Origin of the sequence: Acinetobacter pittii, from assembly GCF_034067285.1 — a bacterium.
Taxonomy (GTDB): Bacteria; Pseudomonadota; Gammaproteobacteria; order Pseudomonadales; family Moraxellaceae; genus Acinetobacter; species Acinetobacter pittii_E.
In genome coordinates this window covers 998,093-1,011,351 of sequence record NZ_CP139286.1, presented here as the reverse complement: position 1 = coordinate 1,011,351, position 13,259 = coordinate 998,093, and the positions used below count along the sequence as shown (strand labels likewise).

General features: G+C 38.6%; 12 protein-coding genes. 2 read left to right on the top strand and 10 right to left on the bottom strand.

Annotated elements, in window-relative coordinates:
• Window positions 1–49 precede the first annotated feature (49 nt).
• From rluA to SOI81_RS04735, 5 genes are all read right to left on the bottom strand, one after another.
• Complete coding sequence (gene rluA / locus SOI81_RS04755; RefSeq protein ID WP_239975192.1) at window positions 50–688, bottom strand: RluA family pseudouridine synthase; 639 nt, start codon at window positions 686–688, stop codon at window positions 50–52.
• A 132-nt stretch (window positions 689–820) separates the two neighbouring features.
• A complete protein-coding gene (locus tag SOI81_RS04750) occupies window positions 821–1,525 on the bottom strand; it encodes a phosphopantetheine-binding protein (RefSeq protein ID WP_239975191.1) in 705 nt (234 codons plus the stop codon).
• A gap of 61 nt (window positions 1,526–1,586) precedes the next feature.
• Window positions 1,587–2,885, bottom strand: a complete 1,299-nt coding sequence (gene hemL / locus SOI81_RS04745; RefSeq protein WP_239975190.1) for a glutamate-1-semialdehyde 2,1-aminomutase — start codon at window positions 2,883–2,885, stop codon at window positions 1,587–1,589.
• 42 nt (window positions 2,886–2,927) lie between these two features.
• On the bottom strand, window positions 2,928–3,539 hold the full coding sequence (gene thiE, locus SOI81_RS04740) for a thiamine phosphate synthase (protein WP_239975189.1): 612 nt from the start codon (window positions 3,537–3,539) through the stop codon (window positions 2,928–2,930).
• A gap of 115 nt (window positions 3,540–3,654) precedes the next feature.
• On the bottom strand, window positions 3,655–4,038 hold the full coding sequence (locus tag SOI81_RS04735; RefSeq protein WP_239975188.1) for a DUF962 domain-containing protein: 384 nt from the start codon (window positions 4,036–4,038) through the stop codon (window positions 3,655–3,657).
• 165 nt (window positions 4,039–4,203) lie between these two features.
• On the opposite strand from SOI81_RS04735, the gene SOI81_RS17455 reads away from it, so the two are divergent.
• Window positions 4,204–5,667 carry a CHAD domain-containing protein gene (locus SOI81_RS17455; RefSeq protein WP_345791150.1) on the top strand — a complete coding sequence of 488 codons (1,464 nt, stop codon included), beginning with the start codon at window positions 4,204–4,206 and terminating at the stop codon, window positions 5,665–5,667.
• A gap of 35 nt (window positions 5,668–5,702) precedes the next feature.
• On the opposite strand, the gene SOI81_RS04715 is transcribed toward SOI81_RS17455, so the two are convergent.
• Window positions 5,703–6,335, bottom strand: coding sequence for a hypothetical protein (locus SOI81_RS04715; protein WP_320541298.1), 633 nt, complete (start codon window positions 6,333–6,335; stop codon window positions 5,703–5,705).
• Window positions 6,336–6,442: 107 nt separating this feature from the next.
• Here SOI81_RS04715 and SOI81_RS04710 point away from each other — a divergent pair, with 107 nt between their 5' ends.
• The gene (locus SOI81_RS04710) at window positions 6,443–6,826 is read left to right on the top strand and encodes a DUF3144 domain-containing protein (protein WP_002118682.1); all 384 of its coding nucleotides are present in this window, start codon (window positions 6,443–6,445) and stop codon (window positions 6,824–6,826) included.
• A gap of 61 nt (window positions 6,827–6,887) precedes the next feature.
• On the opposite strand, the gene SOI81_RS04705 is transcribed toward SOI81_RS04710, so the two are convergent.
• From SOI81_RS04705 to SOI81_RS04690, 4 genes are all read right to left on the bottom strand, one after another.
• On the bottom strand, window positions 6,888–9,650 hold the full coding sequence (locus SOI81_RS04705) for a pitrilysin family protein (RefSeq protein WP_320541297.1): 2,763 nt from the start codon (window positions 9,648–9,650) through the stop codon (window positions 6,888–6,890).
• A 122-nt stretch (window positions 9,651–9,772) separates the two neighbouring features.
• Entirely contained in the window at window positions 9,773–10,588 is an 816-nt protein-coding gene (locus SOI81_RS04700; protein WP_320541296.1) for a PhzF family phenazine biosynthesis protein, read from the bottom strand.
• 149 nt (window positions 10,589–10,737) lie between these two features.
• A complete protein-coding gene (gene ydjN / locus SOI81_RS04695; RefSeq protein ID WP_320541295.1) occupies window positions 10,738–12,132 on the bottom strand; it encodes an L-cystine transporter in 1,395 nt (464 codons plus the stop codon).
• Window positions 12,133–12,340: 208 nt separating this feature from the next.
• On the bottom strand, window positions 12,341–13,222 hold the full coding sequence (locus SOI81_RS04690) for a LysR family transcriptional regulator (protein ID WP_224991469.1): 882 nt from the start codon (window positions 13,220–13,222) through the stop codon (window positions 12,341–12,343).
• Between the last annotated feature and the right edge of the window lie 37 nt (window positions 13,223–13,259).

The following is a 13,259-nucleotide window of genomic DNA, read 5'->3' as shown; positions in this document are numbered from 1 at the left end:
CCAATTAAATCGCTTTGCTACAAAAAATTACTCATCAAAAGTTTTTACATTAAAACGGTACAGGACAGTCAAAAGTTAATGTTTCTGCTGTGACAGGATGATTAAAACTTAACTGTTTGGCATGCAAACATAAACGCGGAACAAGTTGCTGCTCCGGTGTCGCATACAGCGTGTCACCTACAATTGGATGTCCCAAATATTGCATGTGTACACGGAGTTGATGAGATCGTCCCGTAATTGGTGTTAATTTCACACGAGTTACAGGTTGTCCCTGAATTTGAAAATGTTCTATGGCCTGCCAATGTGTTAAAGCAGGTTTGTTGTGAGAAGCGTCGACAATATGTAAAGGCGGTCGACTTGGGTCATAGATGACAGGAATATCTACAGTCCCTTCACCTTCTAAATGACCTGCGACAAGCGCTTCGTATATTTTTGAAGTCTGACGATCTTGAAATTGACGTGCAATTGCACTTTGACCGCGCTTCGATAAACCAAATACTAAAATACCTGAAGTATCTCGGTCTAGACGATGAATGAGCAAGGTTCTAGGTTCAATCGCAATCAACCTTGTCAAAACGCTATCATGTAAATCACCCTTACCAGGAACACTCAAAATGTCCGAAGGTTTATGAATCACCATAAAATCATCATCACGATAGATCAGATGTTCACTTAGAAAATCACTCAAAGTTGTATTCCCAAGGTAAGATGAAAAACAAGCGGGCAATAATAAAAAGCTTACGTCCGAATTACAATGCCGTTCGGGTAAATTAACAGCAGAATTTGCAAATAATATGGATCACTTCGCCCCTATCGGCAGTCATTGCTTCAATAACTGCATAATATGTTGCAATGTCGGTGCTTGCATTAACTCTTCTGCGCTCAATCTCGCACCATTTGCACGCCATAGATCGGCCAGATAATTAACAGCAGACTGATCTAGTCCGTAGTTTCTTAAATCAATTTCCGGATGGATCTCCATAGGATGTCGCCCCACCTGTTCAGCAATTGCCAATAAAATTCCTTTATCTGACAAGATATAGGAAGATGGCGCACTTAAAGACCATAAGCGTATTAAAGTCTTTGTGTTTACATGTTGAATGGAGTCAAAACTGATCTTTTCAACCCATTGGATATGCTGCTCTAAGCTACTCGCCAAGATTGCATCGTTTACCACACTGACTTGATCTGTAATCGATAAAACAAGCTGCATGACTTGCTTAAATAGAGGAGACAAATCACCTGCCATCATAACTTGAGCCTGAGTATTTGATGACAAACGCTGACCAAGCTCCAACATGGTTTGTTGAAGCTGAGCTGTATCTATAAAAATAACTGGAATTTCGAGTGATTGCGCTCGTTTACTCAACAGTTCTAAATGGTGTGCCAATGGTTGCTCAGACCAATCTGGTCGTACTCTAAGCTCATTGAGCCCAACCAATAGCAATATACTTTGCGTAGACTCAATTGACCAATTTGAAGTACTTGTTGCTAATTGGATTTTTCGAGGTAAGGGGTAAAACATTATTCTCTACAAATATAAAAATAGCTCAAATTAAAAAGCCCGTTTAACACGGGCTTTTTGCTTACTTCATTTCAGCGAATGTTTCTTTCGCAGCCTGAATCGTAAACTCGATATCTTCGTCTGAATGAGCAGATGAAATGAAGCCAGCTTCAAACGCAGACGGTGCTAAGTTGACTCCACGTTTTAACATACCATGGAAGAACTTTTTGAAAGCTTCAATGTCACAGGCCAACATAGAGTCAAAGCTTGTAATATCTTCTTGGTCGGTAAAATACAGACCAAACATTGCGCCAGCTTGCTGAGTCTTAAATGGAATACCCGCTTCATCAGCTGCAGCTTGTAGGCCTGCAAGTAACTTTTCAAGTTGAGCAGATAAGTTGCTATAAAAGTCTGGTTGGCGAAGATGCGTGAACATCTCAATACCAGCACGCATAGCAAGTGGGTTACCAGATAATGTACCTGCTTGATATACCCCACCTAAAGGTGCGATACATTCCATGATTTCACGTTTACCACCAAACGCACCAACTGGTAGACCTGCACCAATAATTTTACCTAAAGTGGTTAAATCAGGTTTAACGTTATATACCGATTGTGCACCGCCGAGTGCAACGCGAAAGCCTGTCATCACTTCATCGATAATGAATACAGATTTATATTCATCACAAATATCACGAATGGCTTGTAAGAAACCGTCAATTGGTTTCACCATATTCATGTTACCTGCGACAGGCTCAATAATAACACCCGCAATTTCATGGCCGAACTTAGCAAAACATTCTTTTAATGCAGCAATATCATTGTAAGGCAGCGTTAAGGTGTGTTTAGCAAAATCAACAGGTACACCTTTCGAAGTCGGCTCACCCTCACCTAAAGTGAGTAAGCCCGAACCTGCTTTTACTAAGAGTGAGTCTGAGTGACCATGGTAGCAACCTTCAAACTTCACAATCTTGTCACGGCCAGTATAACCACGTGCTAAACGAATAGCCGTCATGGTCGCTTCTGTACCAGAGTTCGTCATACGCACCAATTCAATTGATGGCATGATTTCACAGATAATATCTGCCAACGTTGTTTCGTGAACAGTCGGCGCACCAAAACTTAAACCATCTTCTGCGGCTGTTTGTACTGCTTTAATAATTTCTGGATGAGCATGACCCAAAATCATTGGTCCCCAAGAACCAACATAGTCAACATAACGCTTACCATCGACATCCCACAAATAAGCACCTTTAGCTTTCTCGATGAAAACCGGTGTTCCTCCAACGCCATTAAAGGCACGTACTGGAGAGTTCACACCACCTGGAATGTGTTTACTGGCTTGTTTAAATAACTGTTCTTGCTTTGGAGATAAACTCATGGAAATGCTCGTCTTAAATATCTAAAAAATAATTTTGAAAGCTTAAGAAAATAATTGTGCCCAGGCCTGTACACGGGCAGGAATTTCAGCAGTTGATCGGCCTAATATATCACTAATGACTGCACAGAGGTCAGCCCCGGCCTCAATCACAGATTGTGAGTTTTCAACAGTTAAACCACCAATCGCACAAATTGGTACATCATATTGAGCTGCTGCTTGCTTAATCACTTCAATACCGACATTACCTGCTTCAGGTTTTGTAGAAGTCGCGTAAACCGCACCAAATGCAATATAAGTCGCCCCATCGGCAATTGCTTTTTGTGCAAGCTCTAAAGAGTTCAGGCAAGTACGACCAATAATGACGCCTTCTGGTAATTGCGCTGTTGCATCGGTAATTTCACCGTCACTTTGACCTAAATGCACACCTAATCCAAACTGAGCAGCCAGTTTCAGATCGTCATTAATCACAAAAGGAACCTGATATTTTTCACATAATAATTTGATGTGTTCAACTTCAGCAGGTTGATCTGCTTTGTCTACTTTTTTGCGACGATACTGTAAAATTGCGACCTGACGAGTTGCGAGCGCGGCGTCTAATTTTTCTAATAATAATTGGATTGGGTCATCATTGGTAATGAGATATAAACCGCGCATACTCTACTCTCGCTTTAAAAAACTTGGCTAGTATAACGGATTTATAGGACATCATAAGTACCGATTGATCTAGGTCTACCAGTACCAATCGGTATAATGAGAATAAAAGTAAAAATTAACTCGGAATTTTATCAAACTTACGATCAACCAAACTCAAACGGCCACGTGCAACATCCGACAACATTCGCCAATCAGAAATAAAACTATAAAAAGGCTGTTTAAAACTGGCAGGTTTATTTTTTTCAAACACAAAATGTCCAACCCAGGCATTTGCATAACCAGCTACCAAACCATAGAGCACATATTTGGCCTGTTTCTTACGAATTGCTTTTGAAAAAAAGTATATGCCAATACTGCTACCCACCACATGTAAGCGTCTGCTCATGATGTTACGGTGTTCAGTTAAATAAAAACGATAAAAGTCCTGATAGTTTTTAATCGGTAATTCAAACTCTGGCTGAGCTTCATGGCTAAAGTTTATTGGTGCATTCACGATCATCTTCCTGATTTTTATTTGATCAAAACGTCACCTGATTGTACACCTAAATAAAAGTGTAGCGTCATATGTTTGATTGTAACTTTCTCTATCAAAATCATTATTTTTAACGCTAAGCTATTATACTTATTCAAGATAGTCTAAATACCTGATTCAGGGAGATATATTATGGTCGAAGTCGAGCTAAAGTTTCAGTTACCTGAATCGAAGAAAAAAACTGTCCAGCAATACTTAAAAAAACATAAAGCAAAAAATATTCACTTACAAGCAAAGTATTACGATACTCCTGATCGACTGCTTGCAAAAAATGGTATGGCTCTACGTCTACGTAAAGAAGATGATCAATGGGTACAAACATTTAAAGCTGCAGGTCAAAGCCATCTTCACCGTGTTGAAGAAGAAATTCATTTAGGTAAGTGTGAGCAAGAACCTGACTTAAACCTTGAGTTATATCAAGATAATAAAGTAGTCATGGATTTAATTAATACAGCTTTAGGAGCACACGCTGAAAAATTGAGTTTGCAGTTTGAGACCGATGTACAGCGTACCTACCACGTATTTGAAGCAGATAATACAGCGATTGAAGTTTGTTTAGATGATGGTGTGGTAAAAACGGCGGATGCACAAAGTGTAATTTGCGAAGTCGAATTTGAACTCAAGCAAGGTCCAGTGAAAACGCTTATTCAATTTGCACAGCAATGGATTAATCGTTACTCACTTTGGCTTGATGTAAGAAGTAAAGCTGAGCGTGGCAACTTATTAGCACTAGGGCAAGCTACCTCACCTGCTGTTCATGCCAAAGCTCTGACACTAAATAAAGATATTACTGCTGAACAGGCTTTAAAAAAGATTGTTGAAAACTGTTTGGAACAGTTCTTGCCAAATATGGCTGTCATTGCCGATGGCGTTGCTGAAGCTGAGCATATTCATCAGGCACGTGTAAGCTTACGTCGTTTACGTAGTGCGCTTAAGCATTTCGCTGGTTGGTCAGGCGAGCTAAATCCACTTTGGGAAGAACAAATTGCTGAGCTTTTCCGTAAACTTGGAGACACTCGTGATGAAGATGCTATTCGCACCGAAGTGTTACCTGTTATTCAACAACACGGTTCACCTGAACTTTTACTACCAGTTTCAGCCCAGCCCTCAAAAGAACTTTCAACAATCTTTACCTCTGCGGACACGATTAAGCTATTACTTGATTTATTAGCATTTGCTTATTCAGAAGAAGATTCAGAGAACAAAACTGGTGGGTTAAAAAAACATATTAAAAAGAGTTTAGATAAGTTACATCATAAAGTGATTAGCCATGCTGACCATTTCTCTGAGCTTGAAGTTGTTGAACAGCACAAAATAAGAAAGCAAGCTAAGCAGTTACGTTATTGTGTTGAATTTATTTCAAGTCTTTATTCAAACAAAAAAGTACAGCAATATTTAAAACAGCTACAACCTGTACAAAACACTTTAGGCCACTATAACGACTTATTTATTGCAGAAGGTATTTTCAATAAAGCTATTGAAAATGACTCATCTTTCTGGTTTGCTCTAGGCTGGGTAAAAGCCAAACAGCCGCAGCTACAAAAGCGTTCAGCAAAAGCTTTACAAACCTTTAGTCAGACTGAAACTTTCTGGTAATTTATAAAAAGTCGCTGTAAACATGCAGCGACTTTTTATCGATACTTACCAAATACTTTCCATACACCGTTATCTGCTAACGGATCACTATAGCTATCACTGCGCTGCTTTCTTGGTTTATCACGAGCATCGACCAATTTAAAATGCGGTTCAACCCCTAGCACAATCCCATTGGTATAAAACCGTGAACGGGTATATTCACTTTGCCCATGTTGAAACACATAAGTTCTTAAATCAATGAATTCACGGTGAGCAACTAGAGCCGCGGTATCGTCACTTTGCAACCATTCTTGCATCGTAAATATCTGGTCTGTTTCAAACTGTCCACATTTTTCAATAAGACTCGCTACACCGCGGAAAGTTTTAGATTCTTTTGCGCGTGTTTTATTAATCCGAATTCGGTCTACATGAAAAAAGAATAGCGGTAAATTTAAGTGACTTGGTAAATGAATAGCATCTGGTAATTCATCTTCCATAAATGGCTGAAAAAGCTCTTGTGCCCTTTCAATTAGGCCCTGCCATTGTTGGTAATAATTTTCGACTTCTTTTTGCAAGCCATAATAAATTGGCAACCCTTCAACATGTTCTAAATATTGAGGTGGAAAAACATGCTGTCGTAATAAAGCAGTATCTGTTTTTAAACTTTGAATCGCAATTGCATCTTGCATATTATTCTCTCCTACCAATACTTAGGCTATTTACAGACTAAGTCAAAGGTTTTGTTTCTGCAAGCGTTTGCCTATAATAAGCAGCTCTATTTTTGCGGGAATAAGTCATGTCTCAAAAGATTAATGCAACAGATATTACTGAAGAAGAAGCGTTAAATGCTGTTTTCTTTGAGCGTGCGGATGAATTTATTAAACAGGCTAATGATTTTTGCCGCCCGCCAAAAGATAAAAAAGTTGATCCAGCTGAGTTACGTGGTCAAGTGAGTGCTGCGATGTTGTTTGCTACTGCCCGCTTCAACACATGGGTGGCAGCAAATAACTTTAAAGATGGTAATGAAATGCGTGATGCGAAAGATCAGGTCATGTCTTACCTTCTTCAACAATTTCAAATGATGCTTGAAGATAACTTCGATGAGTATTGTGAGCAATTCGAAAATTATTTACGTTTCCGTAAAAATGAAGATTTTCACGCGCATAAACACGATCATTAATATGATTTAAAAATCCAAATAAAAAGCCACGATTCAGTGGCTTTTTATTTGCGAGAAGACTTTATTTTTTTGCTGCCTGACCATATTGATCAGCCATCACTTCGACCAAATGCTCAGGTTTAATATACTTTTTAATTACTCTATTGACGTCCGCAACAGTCAATTTAGTTAACTCTTGATCATGACGAATTCGGTCTTGCAATGTTTTGTCTGTTTCAAGCTGTAGATTTAACATCCCATGAATATTACGTTCATCTTCTAATGCCGTAACTCGTTTCTTCATGATATCTGCTTTAGCAGCTTGAAGTTCTTGCTCAGTTACACCGTTTTTCACCAAGTCATTCAACACTTTATGTATTGATGCAGACACTTGGGCTGAACGACCCGAAGTATAATTTGCACTAATACTCAAAGCCCCTACATTCGTATCACGGTCAAGTTGCAGCCCACTTCCAAAACCATAAACTAGTGCATTTTTCTCACGAAGCTCTTGAGCCAAACGTGAGGAAATTTGAGATTCGCCTAAAATATAGTTCATTAAAATAAGAGCAGATGCATCTGGATGGTTTTTCCCAACTGGCAGTGACAGTACGCTTTGGTAGCTACCAAATTCACGTTGCTCAGATAAAACATGAACTTTCTGTGCTGGAAAATCAACGTGATCAATCAAGATTTTTTGATATGGCTGTTTACCGTTCCAACGACCAAATTCCTGATTCAGTAATTTCTGCATCTTTTTCGCATCAAATTCGCCTGTAATGGCAATTTGAGCGTGGTTCATTGCAAAGAAACGTTCATACAACTCTTTCACTTGCTCTTGAGTTGCATTTTTCAACTGCTGTTTTGCCAGTTCAGGTTCAAAGTGATAACGCAAATCACCCGGTTGGTATTCTTCAAGCAAACGTGAAAGTGTTAAGCCTGCTACTACATCTGGCTCGGTATAAGGACGATCAAGGCTTGATAAGCTTTGCGATTTAATTAAATCAAATTGAGATTGCTCAAATTTCGGATTTTTCATCACATCAAGAACAAACTTGAAAAACTCATCAAATTTTTCTGATTTAGACTGAATGTTAATCGTCATGCCATTGCCGTCAGCACTTGCATAAGCAGCGCCGCCGGCATCAATCGACTTATCGGCAATATCTTGCAAACTATATTTATCAGAACCACGAAGCAATAAGTATGAGGTTAAATCAACTACCGTACCTTTATTAAATAAAGATTTTTCTGTCCCGAAGTCCATAGTAATCGTTGCATAAGTACGATCATCACGTGTTTCAACCGGGAATAAGGCATATTTCATTCCATTTTTCAGTTTTCCACGGATAATCTTTTTCTCATTACTTTCAACATATTGCTTTGAAGTTTTTAAAAACTCTGCAACTTCTTGTTGATATACCTTTGGATCTTTTAAAGGCTCGGCCTTTACTTCTACCTGATCTAGAGTTTTAGGGATCTCTTTTGAATTTTGCTGTTGAGCTTTTTTCTGGTCTTCAGGCGTTGGTAGAATTTCACCATCAATACGATGCTCAGCTACAAGGAACTGTTTTAAAGTTTGATTTACTTCATCTAGCTTAACTTTTTCTACCAAATCTAAATCTTTAAAATATTGATCCCACTGCCCGCCAGCAACGGTGTAATCACTTAAACGTGACCCCAGTGCTACCGCATCTTTCGTGATTAGGTCACCTTGAGTTTTCATTAAACTTTTAACACGATTTAATTCAACTTCGGTAAAAGGCTTCCCTTTTTCAATGCCCGCTAGCAAAGAGCTTTCAACTTTTTTAGGATCATTACTTGGTGAATAAATCGCGCCTAAAAACACCACATTAAAATCTTGGTCTAACCAAGTGCTAGACTCTACATTTGTGGTAATGCCCGTTTCAACCATGTCCTGATATAAATGACCACTTGGCTGCATGGTATATAACAAAGGGGCTAAAGCGAGTGTTGGCTGAATTTTGGTATTTTTACCATTCATATAGATATGGAATTTAGCCAGATCACTTCCCTTTTTCACCATGAACTGACGATTTTTTATTTTTGTAGAGTCAAGTACAGGAATCTGTACAGGTTTTGGAACCTCTCGTGCCGCAATTGGACTAAAATATTGGTCAATTGTTTTTAATACATCTGTTTTATCGAACTTACCTGAAATCACCATGACTGCATTATTAGGCGCATACCAGCTACGATAGAACTGGTTTAATTCAGGCATCTTAATAGATTTAAGCTCAGGCAAATCACCAATCGGTAAACGTCCTAGATATTGATTACCGTAAGCTGACTTCCACATTTGATCCATCAGCACAGCAAATGGCTGATCCATACGGACTTCACGTTCGCGCTTTACGATTTCAATTTCAGAAGGAACAAATTTTTCTTGAAGAACTAATTTATCCATACGTTCAGATTCAAGATACAGCACCTGATCAAGCGCAGTTTTCTCTGGACGAACGATATTGGTATATTTTGTTGAATAATAATCCGTACTGGCGTTTGTCATCAATGTATATTGATCTAAACGGCGCTGGAATTCTTCCCCTTTAACATTTTTAGTCCCTTTAAAAGCCAAGTGCTCAAGCAAATGAGCCAAGCCACTTTTGCCTTGCGGGTCATTTAATGAACCAGTTAAATAAATGGTATTAATAAAGATTTTATTTTCTTTGGCATTCGGTGCTAAAACAATCCGAAAACCATTATCTAATTTATATTCCTCAATATTTTGCTTACTTTTTACTAATGTAGTTTGTGCCCAAGATGCAGCACTTAAACCAAGAATACACAGGGAGAGAGTCAGTTGTTTAAACTGCATAAACATATAAATACCAATTAATTTGAATAATAAAAAATCAATAGTTGTGGGACTATAGTAGGAAATTTAAGCTGACTTTCATAGTAAAGTTTTGAAAAAAAAGCCGTTTATTTAAACGGCCTTATATTTTAAGGAAAAATTTCAGCTTGCATATAAAGTTTTCCATATCCTGCGATTTCAATACGTTCCTCCGACAGGACGTTGCAATATAAAACCCCACCGCGGCTAGAAGCCTGATAAGCCGTAATATTATTTTTAGCGAGTTTTCCTGCCCATAATGGCGCTATTGCGGTATGAATTGAACCTGTAACAGGGTCTTCATCAATACCCGCGACAGGAGCAAAATAACGCGATACACAATCATATTGCTGGTCTGCTTTTGATGTTATTACAACATCCATACCAGCAGTTGTAATTGCAGTTCTCTTACCTAGAGCTTTGAGCAAATTCATATCAGGCTGCTCATCTAATACATCTTGTACTGATTCATACTCAACAATATAGGCTTGAACATTTTGATAAACCGCTTTAAAAGGTTTGGTTAAAGCTTGGCGTAAAATATCTGGATAATCTTCCACTTGATGAGCTTTACGAATCGGGAAATCCATTCTGATTTTTCCATCTTCATCTTGATGTACCACAAAAAGCCCCAAATTTCGTACATGGAAATTAATTGTCTTTTTATCAGTAAAATCTTTAAAGATTACAAAAGCGCTAGCAAGCGTGGCATGCCCACAAAAATCAACTTCAACCGTTGGTGTAAACCAACGGATTTCATAATTTTCAGCATCTATAATTTTTACAAAGGCAGTTTCCGACAAGTTGTTTTCAAGTGCTATCTTCTGCATTAAATCTGTATCCAGCCATTCTTTTTCAACAATCACAGCAGCCGGATTTCCACGAAATAGCTCTTTTGTAAAAGCGTCGACTTGATACATTTTCATGATAGTACTCTCTTTTGTAATAGACTCATTTTCGAAAATTATTTAGAGGAAAAACAGATACAGTTTTTTAAAAATTAACATCACAGTGGCAATTTACGTATATAAAAAAACGGCTCATCCAGAGTAGATGAGCCGTTTAGTATCAGTTATTAATGATGTTGAGTTAGCTCAATTTCATCTTCACTGTCTAATATTTCTTTATCGGTCTGACCCATTAATTGACTGGTCACAACACCAGCGGTCATTGAGCCATTTACGTTTAAGGCAGTACGCCCCATATCAATGAGTGGCTCGATTGAAATAAGCAGTGCAACCAAAGTCACTGGCAAGCCCATAGCAGGAAGCACGATTAGCGCAGCGAAAGTCGCACCACCACCTACTCCGGCAACTCCAATTGAACTTAAAGTTACAATACCAACCAACGATGCAATCCACATTGGGTCTAGCGTGTTAACCCCCATGGTTGGCGCAACCATCACCGCGAGCATTGCTGGATATAAACCTGCACAACCATTTTGACCAATGGTTGCCCCAAAAGAAGCTGAGAAACTCGCAATAGATTCAGGAATACCTAAACGACGAGTTTGGGTTTCGATACTGAGCGGAATACTTGCAGCACTTGAACGACTGGTAAATGCAAATGTCAAAACAGGAGCAACTTTTTTGAAGAATTTAAGTGGAGAAACACCTGTCAGGGTCAAGATAATCGCATGCACAACAAACATGATCGCTAGACCTAAATAAGATGCCACCAAGAAACCACCAAGGTTTAAGATATCTGCGACATTCGAACTTGCCACAACTTTTGTCATAAGTGCAAAAACACCATACGGTGTAAGTGTCATCACTAGACGAACCAGCTTCATTACCCAAGACTGCAAAGTCTGAATTGCAGTTAAAATACGCTGACCTTTCTCTGCATCATCTTTCATTAGGTTGAGTGCTGCTATCCCTAAAAAGACAGCAAAAATAACCACACTAATAATTGAAGTTGGATTGGCGCCAGTTAATTCAGCAAATGGATTACTTGGAATAAAGGAAAGAATAAATTGCGGTACACTTAAATCGGTAACTTTACCTACATAGTCTGTATTAATCGCAGTTAAACGTGCAGTTTCAGCAGCACCTTGCACTAAACCTTTTGCAGTTAAGCCAAACAGGTTTGTAACAAACACCCCTACCAGGGCAGCAATCAGTGTTGTAAAGAGTAAGGTACCAATCGTATAAAAACTGATTTTGCCTAAAGATGAGGCTTGGTGTAATTTTGCAACCGCTCCCAAAATAGACACAAATACCAAAGGCATAACAACCATTTGTAAAAGTTTTACATAGCCGTTTCCAACGATATTAAACCAGCTAATAGATTCAGCAAGAATCGGATGGCCACCGCCATAAATCAAATGTAGTCCTAAACCAAACACCACACCTAGAACTAAGCCAGCCAGAACTTTTTTTGATAAGCTCCAATCTGTTTTACGTGTTTGGGCGAGTAAAAATATTAACCCGACGAAAACCACAATATTGATGATTAAGGGTATATTCATTCCCAAACTCCAAATTATTGCTTGTGTCATCTTTCAAGGGGGCATATTTGACCATAGCCAGCCTATATAAACTACCCTTTTCCACAATTTTATAGCATCAAGATGATTACAAACCTGCGTGAGAATATAAAATGACTTTTAAATACATATATATCACTTTTAATTTATAACTTAAGTAAGATATTTATGTATAAAAATCAGCCTCTACTTAAGCAACCTTTAATTCAAATTGTTGCTCAATAAAACGAATAAACTGCTTTAAATTGGTTCCCCAGGTTTCTGGTAACTGAGCAACCAAGTAGGTAGTAAAAAAAGCAGATTCCGTATTTAATCCAAAACAATTGACTGAAACTTTATCTGCAACTTTTGTGAGATATGACTTCGGTAATAAGGCAAAACCCACACCCAATTCCACACAACTCACGATTCCGTCAAGGCTTCCCATTTCCATGATTTGTGAAGGCGGAACGCTAAAATCATTCAAGAAAAGCTCTATGGCATGTCGATATGAGCAACCTTGCCGAAATGCTATAAATCTAGTCTTTGCAAGGGTGGCCTTGTCTGGAAAGCTCACTTGTTGCTTTGGACAAACCAGAACCAGCTCTTCGTGCCAGACAGGAAAACTATATAACTCTGGAATCACATATTTAGAAGCAACGAAAGCACAATCCACCTCTCCTTGCTGCACCGCACTCAACAAATATCGGGTTGGGTGGGTTTGTAACTCAATCGGTAAATTTGGATATTGCTGCATACATTGATTGAGTAATTGAGGAAGACGTATTGCTGCTGTCGTTTCCATACTGCCCAAACGAATGGTTTCATTCGGGTCAATATCACCTTCTTGAAAGATCTTTTTAGCTTTATTATGTAGCGCAATCATTTGAACAGCATAACTATGTAGCTGTTGTCCGGCATTGGTTAAGGTCACTGGGTTATTGCGATTGAATAAAATAACCCCCAACTCTTCTTCAAGTTTTTTTATATGGCTCGTGATATTCGATTGAACCGTATACATTTTTTGTGCAGCCAATGAAAAACTTCCACTCTCTGCAACAGCTAAAAAAAACTCTAGAGACTTAAGTAACATACCACTATCTCAAAACAAGATAATTAACATCATATTA